The sequence below is a fragment of the Methylobacter luteus IMV-B-3098 genome (assembly GCF_000427625.1).
Lineage (GTDB): Bacteria > Pseudomonadota > Gammaproteobacteria > Methylococcales > Methylomonadaceae > Methylobacter > Methylobacter luteus.
Map to the genome: position 1 here is coordinate 1,745,299 of NZ_KE386569.1, position 20,916 is coordinate 1,766,214.

At 49.5% G+C, this 20,916-nt stretch carries 25 protein-coding genes; 18 read left to right on the forward strand and 7 right to left on the reverse strand.

Annotated features, from left to right (window positions below; genetic code table 11):
• Nucleotides 1-29: 29 nt before the first annotated feature.
• The gene (locus METLU_RS0109945) at nt 30-545 is read left to right on the forward strand and encodes an adenine phosphoribosyltransferase (RefSeq protein WP_027158078.1); all 516 of its coding nucleotides are present in this window, start codon (nt 30-32) and stop codon (nt 543-545) included.
• Nucleotides 546-574: 29 nt separating this feature from the next.
• Here the strand turns inward: METLU_RS0109945 and METLU_RS0109950 are convergent, their stop codons facing one another.
• The 4 genes from METLU_RS0109950 to hpnH are packed head-to-tail and all read right to left on the reverse strand — an operon-like array spanning nt 575 to nt 4,458.
• Nucleotides 575-1,555, reverse strand: a complete 981-nt coding sequence (locus METLU_RS0109950; RefSeq protein ID WP_027158079.1) for an MlaA family lipoprotein — start codon at nt 1,553-1,555, stop codon at nt 575-577.
• Between the two features lie 11 nt (nt 1,556-1,566).
• Nucleotides 1,567-2,184: an ABC transporter substrate-binding protein gene (locus tag METLU_RS0109955; protein ID WP_027158080.1), complete on the reverse strand. Its 618-nt coding sequence runs from the start codon at nt 2,182-2,184 to the stop codon at nt 1,567-1,569.
• Between the two features lie 31 nt (nt 2,185-2,215).
• Complete coding sequence (locus METLU_RS0109960) at nt 2,216-3,343, reverse strand: glycosyltransferase (RefSeq protein ID WP_027158081.1); 1,128 nt, start codon at nt 3,341-3,343, stop codon at nt 2,216-2,218.
• Between the two features lie 5 nt (nt 3,344-3,348).
• Nucleotides 3,349-4,458, reverse strand: a complete 1,110-nt coding sequence (gene hpnH, locus METLU_RS0109965) for an adenosyl-hopene transferase HpnH (RefSeq protein ID WP_027158082.1) — start codon at nt 4,456-4,458, stop codon at nt 3,349-3,351.
• Nucleotides 4,459-4,942: 484 nt separating this feature from the next.
• On the opposite strand from hpnH, the gene METLU_RS0109970 reads away from it, so the two are divergent.
• The 7 genes from METLU_RS0109970 to dxs all read left to right on the forward strand — a co-directional run bounded on the left by METLU_RS0109970 (nt 4,943) and on the right by dxs (nt 14,285).
• A complete protein-coding gene (locus tag METLU_RS0109970; protein WP_027158083.1) occupies nt 4,943-6,043 on the forward strand; it encodes a phytoene/squalene synthase family protein in 1,101 nt (366 codons plus the stop codon).
• 10 nt (nt 6,044-6,053) lie between these two features.
• The gene (gene shc, locus METLU_RS0109975; protein ID WP_027158084.1) at nt 6,054-8,009 is read left to right on the forward strand and encodes a squalene--hopene cyclase; all 1,956 of its coding nucleotides are present in this window, start codon (nt 6,054-6,056) and stop codon (nt 8,007-8,009) included.
• Nucleotides 8,006-8,746, forward strand: coding sequence for a phosphorylase family protein (locus tag METLU_RS0109980; RefSeq protein ID WP_027158085.1), 741 nt, complete (start codon nt 8,006-8,008; stop codon nt 8,744-8,746). Before shc ends, METLU_RS0109980 begins: the two co-directional genes overlap by 4 nt.
• Nucleotides 8,747-8,995: 249 nt before the next feature.
• Entirely contained in the window at nt 8,996-10,375 is a 1,380-nt protein-coding gene (locus METLU_RS0109985) for an aspartate aminotransferase family protein (protein ID WP_027158086.1), read from the forward strand.
• Nucleotides 10,376-10,390: 15 nt separating this feature from the next.
• Nucleotides 10,391-10,747, forward strand: a complete 357-nt coding sequence (locus tag METLU_RS0109990) for a copper resistance CopC family protein (RefSeq protein ID WP_027158087.1) — start codon at nt 10,391-10,393, stop codon at nt 10,745-10,747.
• Nucleotides 10,748-10,756: 9 nt separating this feature from the next.
• Nucleotides 10,757-12,421 (forward strand): copper resistance D family protein, encoded by a 1,665-nt coding sequence (locus METLU_RS0109995; RefSeq protein ID WP_027158088.1) that lies wholly within the window; start codon nt 10,757-10,759, stop codon nt 12,419-12,421.
• Between the two features lies 1 nt (nt 12,422).
• Nucleotides 12,423-14,285, forward strand: a complete 1,863-nt coding sequence (gene dxs, locus METLU_RS0110000) for a 1-deoxy-D-xylulose-5-phosphate synthase (protein WP_027158089.1) — start codon at nt 12,423-12,425, stop codon at nt 14,283-14,285.
• A gap of 125 nt (nt 14,286-14,410) precedes the next feature.
• Here dxs and METLU_RS0110005 read toward each other — a convergent pair whose 3' ends face one another.
• Nucleotides 14,411-14,659: a hypothetical protein gene (locus METLU_RS0110005; RefSeq protein WP_027158090.1), complete on the reverse strand. Its 249-nt coding sequence runs from the start codon at nt 14,657-14,659 to the stop codon at nt 14,411-14,413.
• 319 nt (nt 14,660-14,978) lie between these two features.
• Nucleotides 14,979-15,275, reverse strand: a complete 297-nt coding sequence (locus METLU_RS27875; RefSeq protein WP_155920526.1) for a hypothetical protein — start codon at nt 15,273-15,275, stop codon at nt 14,979-14,981.
• Nucleotides 15,276-15,447: 172 nt separating this feature from the next.
• Between METLU_RS27875 and METLU_RS25055 the strand changes: the two genes are divergently transcribed.
• From METLU_RS25055 to METLU_RS28355, 6 genes are all read left to right on the forward strand, one after another.
• Nucleotides 15,448-16,527 carry an acyltransferase family protein gene (locus METLU_RS25055; protein ID WP_051299866.1) on the forward strand — a complete coding sequence of 360 codons (1,080 nt, stop codon included), beginning with the start codon at nt 15,448-15,450 and terminating at the stop codon, nt 16,525-16,527.
• A gap of 154 nt (nt 16,528-16,681) precedes the next feature.
• A complete protein-coding gene (locus METLU_RS0110015; RefSeq protein WP_027158091.1) occupies nt 16,682-16,927 on the forward strand; it encodes a hypothetical protein in 246 nt (81 codons plus the stop codon).
• The gene (locus tag METLU_RS27880; RefSeq protein WP_155920528.1) at nt 16,924-17,076 is read left to right on the forward strand and encodes a hypothetical protein; all 153 of its coding nucleotides are present in this window, start codon (nt 16,924-16,926) and stop codon (nt 17,074-17,076) included. Before METLU_RS0110015 ends, METLU_RS27880 begins: the two co-directional genes overlap by 4 nt.
• 96 nt (nt 17,077-17,172) lie before the next feature.
• The gene (locus tag METLU_RS28965) at nt 17,173-17,295 is read left to right on the forward strand and encodes a hypothetical protein (protein ID WP_269209217.1); all 123 of its coding nucleotides are present in this window, start codon (nt 17,173-17,175) and stop codon (nt 17,293-17,295) included.
• Between the two features lie 76 nt (nt 17,296-17,371).
• A complete protein-coding gene (locus tag METLU_RS29160; protein WP_407939111.1) occupies nt 17,372-17,635 on the forward strand; it encodes a transposase in 264 nt (87 codons plus the stop codon).
• A 66-nt stretch (nt 17,636-17,701) separates the two neighbouring features.
• On the forward strand, nt 17,702-17,863 hold the full coding sequence (locus tag METLU_RS28355; RefSeq protein WP_196806528.1) for a hypothetical protein: 162 nt from the start codon (nt 17,702-17,704) through the stop codon (nt 17,861-17,863).
• Nucleotides 17,864-17,965: 102 nt separating this feature from the next.
• Here METLU_RS28355 and METLU_RS26705 read toward each other — a convergent pair whose 3' ends face one another.
• The gene (locus METLU_RS26705) at nt 17,966-18,331 is read right to left on the reverse strand and encodes a Rieske 2Fe-2S domain-containing protein (RefSeq protein WP_027158093.1); all 366 of its coding nucleotides are present in this window, start codon (nt 18,329-18,331) and stop codon (nt 17,966-17,968) included.
• 311 nt (nt 18,332-18,642) lie between these two features.
• On the opposite strand from METLU_RS26705, the gene METLU_RS28360 reads away from it, so the two are divergent.
• The 4 genes from METLU_RS28360 to METLU_RS0110060 all read left to right on the forward strand — a co-directional run bounded on the left by METLU_RS28360 (nt 18,643) and on the right by METLU_RS0110060 (nt 20,837).
• Entirely contained in the window at nt 18,643-19,110 is a 468-nt protein-coding gene (locus tag METLU_RS28360) for an IS1/IS1595 family N-terminal zinc-binding domain-containing protein (RefSeq protein ID WP_231383518.1), read from the forward strand.
• Nucleotides 19,111-19,141: 31 nt separating this feature from the next.
• On the forward strand, nt 19,142-19,570 hold the full coding sequence (locus tag METLU_RS28365; RefSeq protein ID WP_231383700.1) for an IS1595 family transposase: 429 nt from the start codon (nt 19,142-19,144) through the stop codon (nt 19,568-19,570).
• 123 nt (nt 19,571-19,693) lie between these two features.
• Nucleotides 19,694-20,308: a uracil-DNA glycosylase family protein gene (locus tag METLU_RS0110055; RefSeq protein WP_027158095.1), complete on the forward strand. Its 615-nt coding sequence runs from the start codon at nt 19,694-19,696 to the stop codon at nt 20,306-20,308.
• Nucleotides 20,283-20,837, forward strand: a complete 555-nt coding sequence (locus tag METLU_RS0110060; RefSeq protein ID WP_036243001.1) for a DUF488 domain-containing protein — start codon at nt 20,283-20,285, stop codon at nt 20,835-20,837. The genes METLU_RS0110055 and METLU_RS0110060 overlap by 26 nt, the downstream gene beginning before the upstream one ends.
• Nucleotides 20,838-20,916 lie beyond the last annotated feature (79 nt).

Sequence of the window (20,916 nt, forward strand, 5' to 3'; positions counted from 1 at the left end):
AATCTCAATCTCTAATTACAACAAAAACAATGGACAGACTTAAAAACAAAATCCGCGACATTCCCGATTTCCCAAAGCCGGGCATCATCTTCAAGGATATTACGCCACTGGTAAAAGATCCGGCCTCATTACGCCTGGCTGTTCATCAATTGCTGCAACCATTTCTGGGCAGAGACATCACGGCCATTGCCGGTATGGAAGCGCGTGGCTTTATTTTTGGCTCGCTCGTTGCCTGGGAAATGGGGCTTCCATTTGTACCGTTAAGGAAACCGGGCAAGCTGCCTTATGACGTACAAAGCGTATCTTATGACCTGGAATATGGCTCAGCCTCGTTAGAGGCGCATATTGACGCCTTTGATGCAACCGATCGCGTATTATTGATTGATGACCTGCTGGCAACAGGCGGAACCGCTAAAGCCAGTTGCGAACTGGTTGAAAAACTGGGGGCAAAGGTTGAAGCCTGTGCTTTCGTGGTGGAACTGGACTTTCTGGAAGGAAGGTATAAACTCGGCAATTACGAAGTCCATTCTTTATTGCACTTTTAGAGCTACATCCTTGTAGCTCCTTATAAATATTATTTGAATTTCAGTTGATCTATTTTATTGCTCGCTTCTTCAAATGACTTGGCTGTCGCGTCAAATGACTGGGCCGTGCTGCTGAATGAATTAGATACCTGTTCAAATTCTTTATTATCGGCACTTAACTTCAGAGCAAAGGCTTTTGGGTTGGTTGTATTGCCCGAGGCATCCTGCTCGGCAGCCGCAGTCTGGCCAGAAGTCGCATTTACGTCGTCTTCAAGCGCCTCTTCCTCGAAGTCCAGTAAGTCGTCAGACACATCGACTTTGCCGTCCGCAGCCAAACTATGACGCCATTGCAAAAAAGACTCACGGGTAAATACATACGGATCCAGCGCCGCTTCATCAATAAATTTCAAAGCACCTTCAGCATTTGCCCGAGAATTCAGCATCGAAACCAGTTGCACTGGAGCGCCTACATAAGTTACAGGATTTGCCGCTGTGTCAAATATTGAACCTGGAATACCACGCGCAGTAGTAGGCCCTAAGAAAGGCAACACCAGATAAGAGCCTTGTGGCACGCCCCAGACGGCCAAAGTCTGCTCAAAATCCTCCTCATTCTGCTCCAGGCCGAATTGCTTGGCGACATCAAACAGCCCAGCCAAGCCTACTGTCGTGTTAATTGCAAACCGCCCGGTATCGTGAGCGCTTTGCTGGAATTTAGCCTGTAAAACATCATTCAACACGATATTGATGTTTTTCAAGTTATTGAAAAAATTGAATACACCTGTTTGAACAAACTGCGGCGTTATGAATTTATACGCATCTGAGATAGGTTTAGCGACATAGTCATCAACGGTATCATTAAAAACATACATTTTTCTGTTGAAGCCTTCATAAGGATCAACCGGATTCGCTTCAACTTGTTGCTCAACACCTCCGGTGCTTGCACAACCACTCAGAGTGACAGCTGCTCCGATAAGCATGCCTGACAAAGTTTGTTTAATTTTACCGTACCGGTTGCCGTTGAGTTTGTTCATTAACATAAAACCTACTGTTTTGAATAATTATCAATTTTTTCGTTGATCTTGGCTATTAGGGCATCGAATCCTTCACGCTGCAAAATAGCGGTGTATTCTGATCTTTTTAACGCCAGATCACTGACACCATTGGCTATGATGTTAATAATGCGCCAGCTAGGACCTTTTTCCTTCAGCATATAATCGAACTTCACATCTTTTTCACCGGGAACTACCAGATGAGAATGTACAACTACCCCGCCTCTTGCGGTTTCTTCTTCCGAATCAAATACAAATGATTCTCCTGAATATTCTTTAAAATTATGAGCATAAGAAGCAATACTCAGACGACTGAACACATCCACGAGATTTTGTTGCTGATCTTCTGATAATTTTTCCCATTCTTTACCAACAACAATACGAGCAATTTTTGTCAAATCATGACTATTGGAAACCGGGTCTTTAAGTTTCTCATACCTGCCGGCATAGCCTAACTGCTTGCCGTTCTTCATAACTTCGATAAGTTCCGCCTGGAATTTTTCTACCACTTGCCTTGCTGTGGCCGCGCCTTCTTCCTGGGCATAAGCAGTTGCCGTTGCAAGGAAATACCATACCAGGACCAATGCCAACTTTATACTTCTTAAAACCATAATCAAAAAACCTCGTAATTATAAAGCATATTTATATCTTTTGATAAACGCGTCCTTTCCATCTTGAACGCTCTCCTTTCCAGTAACGTATCGCAGAAGTCCAGGTCATCAATAAATAAAGACTCGCTATCAACGGTAAAGCAAACCCCCAGGCCGGATTGAATGCATAAAATCGCAGAACCGGACTGTATATCAGCACCAACAACAAAATAGCCAGAAAACAGAATAGAGCTGCTTCGCCTTGAAAATAAAATAAGCCGAACAAAGGCAGGCAGTACATTATCAGCATACTCACTGTGCAAATCAGCAATAATGCAGTCGAATAATAAAGCTGCGTATAGGCCGTACGCGCTACCATCTCCCATATATCGCGCAATGTTCCATAGGGACGCTGACTCAACACACCGTGTGTCAAGCCCATCCAGATTTTGTATCCGGCCGATTTTACCGTTTTTGCCAATGTGCAATCATCAATAAGCGCGTCTTTAATCGAAGCCATACCCCCGATTTGGTGCAATATATGCGTTTCCACAAAGATACATCCACCTGCCGCCGCAGCCAATTTGCTATCAGACCTATTAGCCAAAGCGAATGGATAAATCATTTTAAAAAAGAAAACAAACGCAGGCATCAGCAGTTTTTCCCAGAACGAGTCAAACCGTAATACCGCCATCAGAGACACAAAGTTAACGCTTTCCGCCGATTGCTTGTCTTTGAGACTTTTGATCATGCCGGGGCGCAATACTATATCCGCATCGAGCAATAAAGTATAAGGTGTTTGCACTTGTTTGAGCCCTTGCTCCTGAGCCCATAACTTACCTGTCCATCCAGCAGGCAATGAGCCGGATTGAATAATTTTCAAAGCGTGCAGGTGGGACTGATGAATGATTGCAAGCGTTCCATCAGTAGACTCGTCATCAACGACTATGACATTAAGCCCCTGCCCCTGATGCTCCAGAGCAGCCAAAGTCCTACCGATAAAATCTTCTTCATTACGCGCCGGGATAACGACGGTAATGTCGCTGAGATCCGCCTGTTCATAACCAGTCGAATCTGCTTCCAGTACTTCTTTAACGCTCCAGGGACGCCACGGCAGCAGTAAAACAATTAACCAAACCACTGCCGCCACAGCGGACAAATAAAAGCCAGCATCAACCATTATAATTATTCGACCATCTCAACTCTGACTGGAATACCGGAAATCGTTGGCACAGGCTTCTCATGCACATAGTCCGGCTCAGGTTCAGGCACCATAACCCCTTCGGTTCTTGGCCCGCGGATTGCTGTGAACATAGCTTTTATTGGATGTTTTAACATATCCTCAACGGCAGTGGCCTCATAGCCACAGTGAGCCATACAGCTAGCACATTTAGGATTCTTTACAGTGCCGTACTTATCCCATGGCGTACTGTCAAGCAACTCCTGGAAACTCTCCGCATTCCCCTCGTCAGCCAGTAAATAGCAAGGTTTTTGCCAGCCGAATACGTTACGCGTCGGATTACCCCATGGCGTGCAATTATAACTTTGATTGCCAGCCAGGAAATCCAGATACAATGAGGAATGATTCAGTTTCCATTTACGGTTTTTGCCGATTTTAAATATACCCCGGAACAAATCCTTAACGTCTTTACCTTTAATAAAAACGTCCTGTTGCGGTGCCCGCTCATAACTGAAGCCTGGTGCGATAGTAACGCCTTCCACCCCTAGTTCCATTGCATAATCAAGAAACTCGGCCACTTCTTCTGAATTTTCGCCTTGGAACAAAGTACAGTTTATCGTGACTCTGAAACCTTTATCCAATGCCAACTTTATGGCTTCAACGGCTTGATCAAAAACACCTTTCTGACATACCGAGGCGTCGTGACGATCTCGCATGCCGTCGAGATGAATGGAGAAAGACAGATAAGGAGAAGGCTTGTAATCATTGATCTTCTTTTTCAATAAAAGCGCGTTCGTACATAAGTAAACGAACTTCTTGCGCGCCACAATCCCCTCGACAATTTGCGGCATCTCTTTATGTATCAGAGGCTCGCCGCCTGGGATTGATACCATTGGAGCACCGCATTCATCCACTGCCTGTAAACATTCTTCAACAGATAGACGCTTATTCAGAATATCGTCAGGATAATCAATTTTGCCGCAACCCGCACAGGCTAAATTGCAACGAAACAGAGGTTCCAGCATAAGAACCAAAGGATATCGCTTAACTCCTTTCAACTTTTGCTTAATCAGATAACTGCCTACAGCCAACTGCTGACGTAAAGGAACTCCCACGGGCAAACCCTCCAAAAAATTTCAATAGACTGACGGTAGCCATAACACAACGACCACCCTGGATTTATTTTTATAAATAATAAGCGCGTTGCAATAAAACAACAAAAAGATAATATTCACTGAAATACAACCTTTTCTCTTTTCAGCATTATGGCAAGTTCAGCAATTCGAACTGACCTTTCATATAATACAAACGCTTATCTATTGTTGAGTAGAATACTATCTTTTATTAACCGACTCCAGTTTTTACGATAAATTATGCATTAATGCCTCAATGCAAAATATCGCCAAGCTGTTTTGCAAAAACACAACAGACAGACTTAAATCTCTGTTTTTATTCTCAATAAATATCCTAAAAATTCTGCTTGCCTGCCATATTAGCAACAAAACAACATTGCTTTGCAAAATACCAACAAACAGTCTATTATTGCTCTCAGTACTACAACTTTTTATTAAAATACTGTAAGTAGACATAAAAAAAATTATGAACGGAACTCAAATTTCCCTGGAAAATCCAAAATCACTCAGCAAATTATCTGATGATGAATTTCAGGCTTTATTGCTTGAAGGTGTATCCAGAACATTTGCGCTAACCATTCCCCAATTACCGGAAAAACTCTACAGTGCCGTAGCCAATGCCTATCTGTTATGTCGTATAGTCGATACCATAGAAGACGAAACCTCCTTATCGCCTGAGCAAAAGAAGTATTTTTGCTCGGAATTTATTAACGTTGTTAAAACCGGCGTTAATTCCGAACCATTCGCTGTCGAACTTGCCCCGCTACTGTCGGCCCAGACCATTCCGGCTGAACACACGCTTATCCATGTATTACCGCGCGTCATAGAAATCACGCACAAATTCGATCCGGATCAAATCGAAGCATTGGCTTGCTGCGTTGAAACCATGGCTGAAGGCATGCCTATCTATCAGGCCATGGACCTGCGAGGCGGCCTGGCCACACTGGCAGACATGGATAAATACTGTTATTACGTCGCAGGCTGTGTAGGTGAAATGCTGGCCAAACTTTTTTGTCATTATTCACCGGAAATTGCACAACATCGCGAGCAACTGCTGACCTTGTCGGTCTCTTTCGGCCAGGGCCTGCAAATGACTAATATCCTGAAAGATATCTGGGATGACGCTCAACGCGGCGTATGTTGGCTGCCACAGGATATTTTCACCGAAACCGGGTTTGATCTTAAAGACCTGACACCCGAAACCAATGATGAAAATTTCAGAAAAGGATTGGAGCATCTAATCAGCATTGCCCATGGCCATCTGCATAATGCCCTGATTTATACACAGCTAATTCCTGCGCATGAAACCGGCATCCGTAACTTCTGCCTATGGGCGCTCGGCATGGCCGTATTGACGTTACGAAAAATTAAACAAAATCTGGACTTTACCCAATCCAGCCAAGTCAAAATTTCACGCAACAGCGTCAAAGTTACCATTCTTGCCACGAAGTTAGCCGGCCGCAGCAATAGCATGCTATCCCTGTTTTTCAATTTAGCCGGCCGAGGACTCAAAACGCCCGGCTGGACCTATACAATGTCATCCTCAAAATCCAAGTCAGATCTTTAAGGACACACCCATGTTTACTGAAGCAATTACAGCGATAAATATCAGCACCGCACCGAGTTCATCGACTGCTATTAATTCTCATGCATTGGATCTCAATAAAGCCATAAGCAAAGCTCAAGAAAAATTATTAAGTCTGCAGGACAAAGAAGGCTTTTGGGTATTCGAATTGGAAGCGGATTGCACGATTCCGGCCGAATACATCATGATGATGCATTATCTGGGCGAAATCGACGAACTGTTGCAGGCAAAAATAGCCAATTATCTGAGATCCCATCAGTCTAGAGATGGCAGCTATCCGCTATTCATGGGCGGCGCCGGGGACATCAGTTGTAGCGTTAAGGTGTATTACGCTTTAAAAATGGCCGGCGATTCTATCGATGCGCCGCATATGGTGCAATTGAGAAACTACATCCTGAGCCAGGGCGGCGCCGCCAAGGCCAACGTTTTTACCCGTATCGCATTAGCGACCTTTGAGCAACTGCCCTGGCGCGGCGTGCCTTATATCCCGGTTGAAATCATGCTGTTTCCGGACTGGTTTCCCTTCCACCTAGATAAAGTTGCATACTGGTCAAGAACCGTCATGGTTCCGCTGTTTGTGCTTTGCACATTGAAAGCGACCGCTAAAAACCCGAAAAAAGTTGACATACTGGAGCTTTTCATCACCCATCCTGACGAAGAGCAGCATTATTTTCCGGAAAGAACAACTTTAAACAAATTTTTTCTGGCGCTGGATAAACTGGGTCGTAAAACACGCCCATTAATTCCCAAAAAAATGCATGCGCTTGCGATCGAAAAAGCCAAAGCATGGTTCATCGAGCGCCTGAACGGCGAAGACGGTCTCGGAGCTATTTTCCCTGCCATGGTCAATGCTTACGAAGCCATGCTGCTGCTGGGCATGCCTAAAGATCACGAACTGGTAATAACGGCACGCAAGGCCATAGACAAGTTATTGGTTATCAACGAGCATGAGGCCTATTGCCAGCCCTGCGTATCGCCGGTTTGGGATACCGGGCTTACCGCTCTCGCCTTGCTGGAGGCCGACAAGCCCGGCAACAGTGAAAGCCTGACACGGGCCTATGACTGGCTGAAAAGCAAACAACTCTCTGACGAACCGGGCGACTGGCGAATTTCCAGACCCGATCTGAAAGGCGGCGGCTGGGCATTTCAATTCGCAAACCCGCATTATCCCGATGTCGACGATACCGCGGTCGTGGCGTTTGGCATGGCCGAATCAGGTCTGCCGGACCTGGATGAATCCGTACGCCGTGCCACCGATTGGATAGTAGGCATGCAATCCAAGAACGGCGGTTATGGGGCATTCGATGCGGATAATAGCCATTATTATCTGAATGAAATTCCTTTTGCCGATCATGGAGCCCTGTTAGACCCGCCAACCGCCGATGTCAGCGCGCGCTGCGCCATGCTGATGGCACGTGTAGCCAAGGATCATGAGGAATATCTGCCGACCCTGGAACGGGTTATCGACTATTTGCGCAGCGAACAGGAAGCGGACGGATCATGGTTTGGGCGCTGGGGCACCAATTACATCTACGGCACCTGGTCGGTCTTGCTGGGATTGGAACAAACCAATCTACCCAAGGACGACCCGATGTATACCAAAGCCGCGAAATGGTTAAAAAGTGTGCAACGTGAAGACGGCGGCTGGGGTGAAGATAACCACAGTTATCATGATGTCGGCCATAGCGGAAAATACCGTTTCAGTACGGCTTTCCAGACAGCCTGGGCACTTCTGGCACTAATGGCGGCCGGCAAGGCTCATAGCCCTGAAGTAAAAGCCGGCATCGATTTTCTGCTGCGCAATCAGCAGGCGGATGGCGTCTGGAATGACAAATGCTTTACGGCCCCCGGCTTTCCAAGGGTTTTCTATTTGAAATACCATGGTTACGACAAGTTCTTCCCGTTATGGGCACTTGCCAGATACCGCAACGAACTTAACAGACAGTGATTATCGGAATCGTTGTTGCTTTACCGGAAGAACTCGGCACCCTGACATCGAAAAATTTCGAGAAAGGGCACTGTGTTTTTATATCCGATAAAGCACTCGTTGCTTATTCAGGCGCCGGCCCTGCAAATGCACAAGCGGCAGCCGAACTGCTGGTTTCCAGAGGCGCGTCCCGACTGATCAGTTGGGGATGCGCCGCTGCTCTCGATTCATCATTAAGGCCCGGCGATCTTACCCTGGCTGATTCGTTGATAGATACGGATAATGTTCGGATGGATATAGCCTCGGACTGGCATAGCCACACCAGAAATATCTTGTCAGTGCATGGGGTTGTTCATACCGGCTGCCTGGCTGAAAGCCGTCACATTGTTTCATTGGGTAAAGATAAAAAACAACTGCATGCCAAAACCGGCGCCATTGTGTTGGACATGGAAAGCGTCGCTGTCGCAAAAATTGCCCGGCAACACAGTTTGCCTTTTCTGGCGATTCGCGCAATTGTCGACCCGGTGAACATGAACCTGCCCAGAGCCGTCCATCGTTCACTTAACGATCAGGGCGATGTGGTTTTAAGCAAGTTATTGATATTTCTCGCATTGCATCCGATTGAACTACCCGGATTGATCAAACTGGGCCTGCATTTTAATGCCGCCAAGAATAAATTAAAATTGGTTGCTCAACAGCTTGATATAATTAACGCCTTTGGCCAATCAAGCATAATTACGCAAAGTTTCCATGAATAACGCAGTAGACCATTCAAACACCCTGTTCATCACCTTCGCCTTTTTACGTCGACTCGGTGATGGTGGAGTAGGTTATTTACAACTGCCCCGGCTTATATTCCGCCACTCGAACAGATTTGGCGGCTCCAGGGCAGCAGTTATCGTCCAGCGTTATCACGTTCACCCTCATTTGCTCTTGGATACGCCTGCCCGCTTTTAGCACCTGCCCTAACACAAGCAGCAAAAGAATTTTATTTTTCGAGGTACTTAATGTCTTTCAGCATCGCCGAACTTTTTTCCCAACACAGCACCGATAAATTTGAACTGCACGAACAACACCTGAACAACCAAATGGTCAGGGTTTTAAAAACTATCGGCTATGACCGTCATTACAAGAAAGCTGTCGGTCAATATCTTTATGACCAGGACGGCACCGAATATCTGGATCTGCTGAGCGGCTTTGGCGTGTTTGCGATCGGTCGCAATCATCCTACCGTGGTCAGTGCATTGCATGAATCCTTAACGCTGGAATTGCCCAATCTGGTGCAACTCGATGTCTCGGTGCTCAGCGGCTTGCTGGCCAAGGAAATACTGAAAACCACGCCCGACAACCTGACCAAGATGTTTTTCTGCAATTCGGGCACTGAAGCGGTCGAAGCAGCGATTAAATTTGCCCGCTACGTCACCAAACGCGAGAAAATCGTTTTTTGTGAGCACGGTTATCATGGCCTGACCATGGGCTCGTTATCACTGAACGGCGAAGAAATTTTCCGCGAAGGCTTCGGCCCGCTATTACCCGGCTGCAGCGCCATACCGTTCAATGATCTCGAAGCGCTGGAAAAAGCTTTAAGCAATAAAGACGTAGCGGCCTTTGTTGTCGAACCCATTCAGGGCAAAGGCGTCAATATTCCGGACGATAATTACCTGCCCGAAGTCGAGCGCTTATGTAAAAAATACGGTACGTTATTCGTCGCTGATGAAGTACAGACAGGGCTGGGACGGACCGGAAAATTCTGGGCGATCGACCACTGGAACGTTAAACCCGACATGATCTGTATGGCGAAAGCCCTGTCAGGCGGCTTTGTTCCGGTCGGCGCGGTCGCGATGACATCGAAAATCATGGATACCGTTTTTAACCGCATGGATAGAGCGGTCGTGCACGGATCGACTTTCTCCAAAAACAATGCAGCAATGGCGGCAGGCCTTGCCACCCTTCACGTCATGAAAGCTGAAAACCTGGTCGAAAACAGCGACAAAGTCGGTACCGATATCATCAACAGCCTGAACGCTATGTCAGGAAAGTATGAGTTCCTGAAAGAAGCGCGCGGCAAAGGCATGATGATTGCGATCGAATTCAACTCGCCCAAAAGCCTGACACTGAAAGCGGCCTGGGCGATGCTGGAAGCGGCCAATAAGGGCTTGTTCTGCCAGATGATCACGATTCCGCTGTTTAAAGAGCATCATATTCTGACTCAAGTTGCCGGACACGGCATGAACGTGGTCAAGCTGTTACCGCCATTAACCTTAACGCAAAAAGACCGCGATCATATTGTCACGGCTTTTGACAGGGTCATCGCCGACACCCACCAGATACCTGGATCAATCTGGGATTTAGGCAAAAATCTGGCAAGCCATGCTATGAAAAAATAAAAAGGGTAATGATCAATGAAAAGTGCACTCCAAATAGGCTTATTAACTCTATGTCTGCTTCAGCTAGAGACTGTTTCTGCTCATGCCGTGGTAACGGATAATTCATTAAAAATTGCACCCATTCACGCCAATCAGACAGAAAAGGTCGAACTGACATTCAACTCCCAGGTTGAATTGGGGCTGTCCCAAATTTTCCTCGTGCGTAAAGGCGATCAGCATGAATTATTAAAGGCGACACAAGGCCAGCAGAACGGCCGCATCATTGTAGAAGTCCCGCCATTGGAGCCCGGCGATTATGCTCTCCGGTTCAAAGTCTTCGCGGCCGACGGGCACTTGACAGAAGATGTTATTCACTTTGTTGTATCTCAATAGGTTGTAGTAATGGAAGCCATAGCTGACTTTCTCGATTCTCTGGTTGGCGGAGTTGACCTTGTTTGTTTTTCACTGGCAATAGGCAGCTTGTTCTGGGGACTTTTTGTTCTGTGCCCGTGGCGCAGCCACGATGGATATACGACCGCGCTGCTGGATAAAACCATCGCCCTTTTGTACAAAGGCGGTTTTGCCCTGGCGATGATCCAGCTTTTTAAGATCATTCTTAAAATCTGGTTGATGACCGCCATCCTGGAGAAATGGCCATTTCCTGAATTCGCCGAAACCACGCAATTCATCGGCGGACTGATTCGTATGGTATTAACTTTGCTGCTGACTGGCTATGCCTACCTGTACCTGAGTAAAAATCCTTTTTCCCAGTATCATTGGATAACTGCCGGTCTTATAGCGATACCGATGATTATTTCCGGAGCCTGGCTGGTGCATGCCGCCGGTCGCTTTGAAAATCAGGCATCGTTGATGTCACTGACTGTTGCGCACCAACTGGCGGCAGCGGCCTGGATAGGCGGCGTCTTTCAACTGGTCAACATCTGGTTTTTGCGTCGCCACCAATTGATTCCGGCTGAACTCTGGCCCATCATGTTGAAACGATTCTCAATGTTCGGCCTGGCCTCGGTCGCTATGATTTTAATCTCGGGTCTGCCGATGGCCTTGCAATATATCGACACCTGGAATGGTTTTATTGGCACCGGCTACGGCAACCTGTTAATGGTTAAAATCATAATGCTATCGATCGCCCTGGGTTTTGCCTGGCTGAACAGGAGCGCCGTACTGCAATTCGGCACCTCCGGCAATAACCATGCCTTAAACAATCGGGTGCCTTTTTACATTGAAGCGGAAACCCTGGTATTAGTCATTTTGTTATTCACGGCCGCCAGCCTTGCTTCACAGCCCCCTTCAATCGATATCCCGCACTTGACGGCTACCTGGCAGGAAGTTTTAAACACTTTTGCGCCACGCTTTCCCCGCACCAGTTCACCTACTCACGAAGCGTTGCTAGCCGGGGAAGCGGGCCGTGTCGCTATCGTAGGCCAAATCCCCTCGGAAGCGGCAACGGCATGGTCGGATTACAACCACAATATTGCCGGTATATTTCTGACCGTGATGAGCTTAGTTGCGATGCTTTCCTATACGAAGCGTTTGCCGTCCGCATTTTCCATTTTTGATAAATTTTTATCATTAACCAGATACTGGCCTTTCGGTTTTGTCGCATTGGGCATCTTTCTGTTTTTCCGCAGTGACGCCGAATCCTGGCCACTGGGCCCGATAGGATTCTGGGACAGCACCTTTAATAACGGTGAAGTATTGCAGCATAGAATTGCAACCTTACTGGTATTTGTACTGGGCGTTATAGAACTGCGCGCCAGAATGACCAAAGACACCACCAGCAAATTGCCTTTCGTATTCCCTATACTGGCAGCATTCGGCGGACTCATGCTGCTGACACATTCGCATGTCGGGTTTCAGGCTAAAAGCGCTTTTCTCATCCAGGTGGGCCATACCTTGATGGGCGTCTTTTCACTGGTTCTGGCATGCGGACGCTGGCTGGAATTAAAACTGGACAGGCCGGGCAAAGATATTGCCGGGTTTGTTTCTGTTGCCGCCCTGTTTCAGATCGGACTCATTCTGATGTTCTATCGCGAACCTCTCTATTAATATGAATACATTACATCAATATTCCCTGCTTAAAGACATCAACTCGCCTGATGATGTCCGCAAGCTCAGTAAAGATCAACTGCCGGCCCTGGCCCGGGAGCTGCGCGAATACCTGACCCACACGGTCAGCATTTCCGGCGGCCACTTCGCGGCCGGGCTCGGCACGGTCGAGCTGACCATCGCCCTGCATTACGTGTTCGACACGCCGTCCGACCAGCTGGTCTGGGACGTCGGCCACCAGGCCTATCCGCACAAGATCCTGACCGGCCGCAAGGAAGCCATGCCCACCATCCGCACCAAGGGCGGCGTCTCGGCCTTCCCCAGCCGCGCCGAGAGCGAGTACGACGCCTTCGGCGTCGGCCACTCCAGCACCTCGATCAGCGCCGCCTTAGGCATGGCCATTGCCTCAAACCTGAAAGGCGAGGACAAGCAGATGGTGGCCATCATCGGCGACGGCAGCATCACCGGCGGCATGGCCTTCGAAGCCATGAACCATGCCGGCGCCCTGGACGCCAACCTGCTGGTGATCCTGAACGACAACGAGATGTCGATCTCGCCGCCGGTCGGGGCCATGAACAATTACCTGACCAAGATCCTGTCCAGCCGCCTGTATGCCTCCGTGCGCGAGGAAAGCAAGAAGGTGCTGAGTAAGATGCCCAGCGTCTGGGAGCTGGCGCGCAAGACCGAGGAGCACATGAAGGGCATGATCGTGCCGGGCACCCTGTTCGAGGAACTGGGCTTCAATTACATCGGCCCGATCGACGGCCATGACCTGGACATGCTGATCTCGACCCTGGAGAATCTCAAACAGACCTCGGGACCGCGCTTTCTGCACATCGTCACCAAGAAAGGCAAGGGCTACGCCCCGGCCGAGAAGGACCCCTTGGCCTATCACGGCGTGCCGGCCTTCGATCCCTCGAAGGACTGCCTGCCGCAATCGGCGCCGTCGCCTTACCCGAGCTATACCGAAGTATTCGGCCAGTGGCTGTGCGACATGGCCGGCCAGGACGAACGCCTGCTGGGCATCACGCCGGCCATGCGCGAGGGCTCGGGGCTGGTCAAGTTTTCGCAATGCTATCCGCAGCGTTATTTCGACGTCGCGATCGCCGAGCAGCATGCCGTGACCCTGGCGGCGGGCCAGGCCTGCCAGGGCGCCAAGCCGGTCGTGGCGATCTACTCGACCTTCCTGCAGCGCGCCTATGACCAGCTGATCCACGATGTCGCCCTGCAGAATCTCGACGTGCTGTTCGCGCTGGACCGCGCGGGGCTAGTCGGACCGGACGGCCCGACCCATGCCGGCAGCTTCGACCACAGCTTCCTGCGCTGCATCCCCAATATGCTGATCATGGCGCCGGCCGACGAGAACGAATGCCGGCAGATGCTGACCACGGGCTATCAGCACGAGGGACCTGCGGCCGTGCGCTATCCGCGCGGCAAGGGCCCGGGCGTGCCGGTGCAGGCCGGGCTGACCACCTTGCCGATCGGCCGGGGCGAAGTCCGCCACCAGGGCGGGCGCATCGCCATCCTGGCCTGGGGCAGCCTGGTGGCGCCGGCGCTCGAGGCCGGCAAGCATCTGAATGCGACCGTGGTCAACATGCGTTTCGTCAAGCCGCTCGATACGGACCTGATCCTGGAACTGGCCAAAAGCCATGACGTGTTCGTGACTGCCGAAGAGAACGTGCTGGCCGGCGGCGCCGGCAGCGCCGTCAATGACTTCCTGCACGCGCAGAAGATCCTGATGCCGGTACTCAACATCGGCCTGCCCGACTGGTTCGTCGAGCAGGGCACCCGCGAAGAACTGCTGGCCCTGTGCGGCCTGGATGTACATGGGCTGATCGAGCAAATTGAGCAGTTTTGCGCTTAGAATTAGACAGGAAAATACTTTTCTGGATTTTGACGAGAGCACTTGTAGGGCGAATTCATTCGCCCCAGAGCTTACCACCTCACATAAGCGCTGATTTCATGTATAAATCGGGAAATTTTACCACCCTATCCTAACAAAGTTTTCATGAAAGCTTTAGCCGCGGCAAGCACGGCTAAAGCTCTAATCGTCATCGGCATCAAGTCGGTCGCTATCTGCGCGGCGAACGGATGACGGCTCGCCTCGTGTGGGACAATGTCCGCGACCAAGTAATGACGCCCCTGACCGGATACTTGGTCTTTGACGATACCATACTGGTCAAGAATTGCTCGTGTCGGATCGAACTGGTCCGTCGCCAGTACAGCGTTAATGCACATAGCCTGATCCGGGGGATCGGTGCCGCGAGTTGTCTCTATAATTAATCATGGAACCGATGTTTTCTGGCGATCGACTACTGGCAGTATGATTCCGCAGGAACTGGTAAATCAGGGCTCGATCATGTCCGTGACATGTTGACGAGCGCCGTCCATCACAAGCGGCTCCTTTTTCGGGTGGTGTTTATGGATAGCTGGTATTGCCACCAAAGAGCTGATACTGTTGATCGAATCACTGTACAAAGTCTATGATTGCCCGCTCATGGCTAATCGGCAAATGGATAATTCCGATGATACGCGACCTTATCGGCGCATTGATGCGCTAAACTGACACCTGACGGAGTTCGGATAGGCCAGAATGTTTAAAAACAAGGGCTTTCCCAAAGGCCACAAGATGCGTTCGTTCCGGATTGAGCTGTCCATCCGCCGCACGGTTCGGTCGTGGCCAGCGACCGCATAAGAGGCGTGCAGCTATCTCTTGCAGTTTGTTGCCATCTTTGAAATTTATTATTGCCATAAATTCATTACATAGACTCCAGTAGCTAATTTTTTGATGCCCTAAAGGATGAATTGTTCTTTCTGCTGCGGTATTATTTATGACCTTGAGTCTATAGTTCAAATTACCTCATCTTGCTGATTAATGATATGCAGCAGCCCACATGAACTATAGGCCGACCACGTTACTTGTTAACCTAATTAAACCAAGAAAACAACATGATAGAAAAGCGCAAGGCATTGGCGCTGGGGTAATTATTGATGATAAGGCATAAAAAATAACAAAAGGAAGCGACATGCATAAACTATCCAACTTCTCTCAAGGCAAAGATAACAATTTCAACCTTATCAGAATTATTGCGGCGCTTGCCGTGTTAATTTCTCACGGGGTTACATTGGCCCCGGTATCCGGTAAAGCTGAACTCCTTAGAGAAAGCATAGGAATGACACCAGGAGGAATTGCAGTCGATACTTTTTTCATCACTAGCGGTTTTCTCGTTACTGCAAGTTTGTTAAATCGATCCAGCCTTGTCGAATTTGTGTGGGCCAGGACATTGAGAATATACCCTGCTCTGATAATAATGTTGCTTTTAACCGTCTTTGTTCTTGGTCCAGCCTTAACATCACTACCATTAAGCGAATATTTTTTAACGCGTGAAACCTATACTTATTTGCCAAGAAGCTCAACGCTTTTTATCAATGTAGCGAGACAATTACCGGGTGTATTTAGCAACAATCCTGTTCCTAATACCAATGCATCGCTATGGACTTTGCCCTATGAGGTGAGAATGTATGCGACATTGGCTGTTGCATGGCTTGTGCTGAAAATAATGCCTAGACGCAGAGTAAAGGCGTTAAAAGCATTGATCATCATTTTTGCAGCACTATCGGGAATCTATGTCTTTGTCGATCATTTTTATTTATCTCCAGGCACTAGATATGCAAGACTCCCTTTTATGTTTTTTACGGGCGCATCTTTTTATGTTTTGAAAGATCGGATACCCATTTATCACTGGCTTTTCTGGACCTTATTAAGTGCCGTAGTTTTTTCTGCTCATGATAAAGACCTGTTTTATATTGTCTATAGTTTATCGCTCGCTTATATCGTTTTTTTTCTAGCCTATATTCCGTCGGGATTTATTCGCCGATATAATTCACTAGGCGATTACTCATACGGCATTTATATCTATGCATGGCCGGTTCAGCAATCCGTTGCAGCATTGATCCCAAGCGTATCAATTCTAAATATGATTTTGACCTCCGGTGCAATAACGATTCTGTTAAGCGCAGCAAGCTGGCATTTCATTGAAAAGCATGCACTCAAACTTAAGGTCATATGCGTTGAGCGCACCAGGCGGATAGTGAGATTTGCTTAAACATCACCTGCCCACCTCGCCAGCCTAGCAATTGACATGTTGCGCGCGGCGATGGTCTGCCCCTGGCACCGGGCAACAAGCTAGAGCAGTTATTGTATAGATATAAACATGATATAAACTAACCTCGTGTTAAACGAGATGAGCCGTTTTCATCATGCTCAAGCCTTATTCCGAAGATTTACGCAGCAGCCGGGTGGCTGAAGCGGTTGCCGCAGGCCACACCGTGCGGGCCGTGGCTTTACAATACAAAGTCAGTCCGGCCTTTGTCTGTCGAATGCACGCCTTGTGGCGTGAAACCGGATCCGTTCAAGGCAAGCGCCCTTTGGCGGCTACAAACGCTCGAGACTGGAACCGTATGAAGCCGCCATCAGCGCCCGGTTGGCGAACAGCCCGTCGATGATGCTGAAGGAACTGCAGATCTGGCTGGAACACGAACAAAACCTAAGCGTTTCGATTTCGGCCATTGATAAGTTTATCCGGCTCAAACTAGGCTATCGCTATAAAAAACGCTGGTCGCCACTGAACAGCAGCGCGAGGCTGTCGCTATAGCCCGAGAGCAATGGCCTGCCTGGCAGAAAACCTGCGATCTGTCGAAACTGGTGTTTCTGGATGAAACGGGGCTATCCACGGATATGATCCGTCGCTATGGCCGTGCTTTGGGGGGTGCCCGCTGTCGGGGATGCGGCGCCGGCGGGTCATCGGCAAACCCTGACCTTGATTGCCGGCTTGCGTGCCGACCGGCTCACAACCCCTTGGTGCCTGGATTAGGCCATGACGGAGAAGCCTTCAAAGAATATCTGCGGTCGCACAGTTAGGACCGACCTTAAAACCCGGCGATAGCGTCATCTGTGACAATCTCCCTGCGCATAAGGTGGCGGAAGTGCAGGCCATTGTTGAAGCGCACGGGGCGACGATCAAATACCTGCCGCCCTACAGTCCTGAGCTGAATCCGATCGAGCAGGTCTTCGCCAAGCTGAAGGCGCTCCTGCGCAAGGCGGCAGAACGCACTTCCGATAAGCTTTGGCAACTCATGGGTAAACTGTTGGATGAGTTTCAGGCTGATGAGTGCCTCAATCTCTTCAGGCATTCAGGCTATGTTTCTATGTAATAAATAAATGCTCTAATATTCGACGCAATGTCTTCTCCGGTGTGACGGTCCGACCGGCGCGTGCAGATGATGCATCTGTGGAAGACCGTCGCTAGTAGCGAGCAAGAGCTTGTCATAGGTATGACGACTGCCATCGATGATCTGTACTTGCTGATTAGCCGTGTCAATCGCTACGACACGCGCTGCCAGTTTCAAATCGATATCGTGCTCTTGATAGCACTCGGGTGAACACAACGGAGGTGATTCTTCGGATGCTACGTCGGCAAGATAGCCTAGAAAATTTTTGGCGATCAGGGAATCGACTCATCCGCGCTCAGCATCGTGATTCGACTATCGTAATCCTCCCGGTGCAGCATCTCCGCCGCCGACAATAACGATAAAGCCTGTTATATCGATCAATAATGCAGACAGTTGTTTCCTGATCGACTCAAGCTTTTCCCGAACATGGACAGTACCCCTGCTGCTCCATGCGCCAGCAGGAACCCGGGTCCAGCGCCATGGTGCGCCGGCCTCTCCGGTACGCAAGTTGAAACAGGCATGATGCCATGAGCAACAACCCGTATCCTGCACGAGCAGTCCTCCGCCCAGCGGGGCATCGTAATGCGTGCAAATATTGCCGATCACAAAGAGTTCGTCGCCCTGCCGCGTCAGAAGCACCTGCTCGCCATGCGCATGGCCAAGCAACGGAGGCACCATCGGGAATTGTGGAGAAAGCCACGCCTCCGGTGAAGTCAGGTCCGCTCAATTTTGTAATGGTTCCGCTCATTTGATTCCCTTGCCGATGCGTGTTTTTATACTGTTTTGGTTGTTGATGTCTGCCCTGATTCGCGCGGAACTTTTACTGCTTGCAACTTGGATACATTGTATCCAATCGATTTCTACGTCTGTATGATAACTCGCATAACGTTCTACCGATGTTTTTCACATGGCTCTTATTGGATTCCAGGGAGATACCCAACCATTGCTGAAAACTTGAATTTGAGGTTCAGTATCCCCAGATAGGACGGATGATTACCTTACCTCAACTATTAGACAATGCCAAATGCTTTGAAACGATTCGCGTCCTGCGCTGGCCGGATAAAGTCTCTTGTCCCCATTGCGGCTCAGAAGCCATAATCAAGCAGGGCAAGGATGATACCCAGTCTGAAAGGCAGCGTTACAGCTGCAAGGCCTGTCAGCGCAAATTCGACGATTTAACCGGTACGATTTTCGCGGGTCACCATCAACCCTTGAAGATCTGGGTGCTGTGCTTGTATTTTATGGGCTTGAACTTATCGAACGCGCAGATTGCCCGTGAGCTGGATTTAAATGAAACGGACGTTCAGCCAATGACCCAGCAGTTGCGGTCAGGGATCGTCAGCAAAAGACCAGTGGTGGTGCTGGAAGGCGAAGTCGAATGCGACGAAGTTTATGTGGTAGCCGGGCATAAAGGCCAACCGGAAGCCGTAAAAAAAAGGCCGAAAAGGTCGGCGTAACCGCTTAAAAGGTGCGCGTGGACGCGGTACGCTGGCCAAGGAAAAGCCGCCGATATTGGGCATGATTCAACGCGGCGGACCAGTGGTCATTCAGATGCTGGACAATGTTCAGCAAACGACCATCCAGCCTGTGATTCAAAGCACCATAGCGCCGGGTACGCTCATTTACACCGATGAATATGCGATTTATGACCGCCTGGAGTCATGGGGATACGCGCGAAAAAGCGTTTGCCATGGTGCCGGGGAATATGCGCGCGATGAGGACGGTGATGGGTTTTATGAAGTGCATGTGAACACAATGGAAGGGTTTTGGTCGCTGCTGCGTTCCTGGTTACGCCCGCATCGCGGGATTTCTCAATCGCATCTGCCCATTTATTTAGGCTTTTTCGAGTTTGTCCATAACGCCAGAAAACGCGGTAAAGCGTTATTAAGTTCTCTGTTGGAGCTGATTATCAGCTAACTCCCTGGAAGCCATTATGAGCCTTTCACATTTGCACCCAATCAGAGCATCAACCTTATTGAACCACCCGTTCCATACTTCACACTAAGTATTATTTATAGTCATCAAAAACACGCAAACCTCGTGACCGAAACCCGTTATCCATCTCTCGAAGCACTGCTGACGGCCGTGCGCAATTGCCGAGCATGCGAGAAGCATCTGCCGCTCGGCCCGCGCCCCGTGCTACGCGCCGAAGCAACGGCCCGCATTCTCATTGTCGGACAGGCACCCGGAACACGCGTGCATGCGACCGGCATTCCGTGGAACGACGCTAGCGGCGAGCGCCTGCGCATGTGGATGGGCATAGACAGGGATGTGTTTTACGATACCTCGCGCATCGCGATCATCCCCATGGGCTATTGTTATCCGGGGCGCGGAAAGAGCGGCGATTTACCGCCGCGCCGCGAATGCGCGGACCTATGGCTGAACCACTTGCTGGCCGAACTGCCCCGGATTGAATTGACGCTGCTTATCGGCCAATACGCGCAACGCCACTTCCTTGGCGATCGCCGCATGTCGTCATTGACGGAAACAGTCAGGAACTGGCAGGCGTATGCGCCGCAATATCTGCCCTTACCCCATCCATCGCCACGCAATACGCTGTGGCTCAAGCGCAATCCCTGGTTTGAACAACAGCTTCTACCCGTACTGCGCGCCCGGATCAGAGCGTTTCATGCAAGCAGAGAAGTTGAAGCGTGAACCTCAACCTATCGTATTAACCATCGGGCATTCCACGCGCCCCTTGGCTGCGTTTATCGACCTGCTCAAGGCCCATTCAGTGACCTGCCTCATTGATGTGCGCACCGTGCCACGCTCACGCCACAATCCGCAATTTAACCGTGACACTTTTTCTGAAGCGCTTGAATCTGCCGGCATCCGCTATAAGCACGCCATCGGTTTGGGAGGTTTCCGCCACACTAGCCCTGAGTCTCTTAACCAAGGTTGGCACAACGATGCGTTCCGCGGCTTCGCTGACTACATGCAGACCGAGGAATTTGCTGAAAATCTGGCTGATCTTATCGAACAGGCAAAGCAGGAACGCGTCGCATTGATGTGCGCCGAGGCCGTGCCGTGGCGCTGTCATCGCTCGCTAATCGCCGATGCATTGACAATACGCGGGATTCGCGTCGAGGAAATCGTCAGGGAAGCGCGCCGGCAACTGCATTTATTGACGCCTTTCGCCAAGGTGAATGGCACGACAATTACTTATCCGCCCTATGAAACATAAAAAACCCGCGCCTGATCCGCTCCAGGAAATCACCTTCCTCCGACATGAAATTATTTTTCACTGGCCAGATAAAAACCCG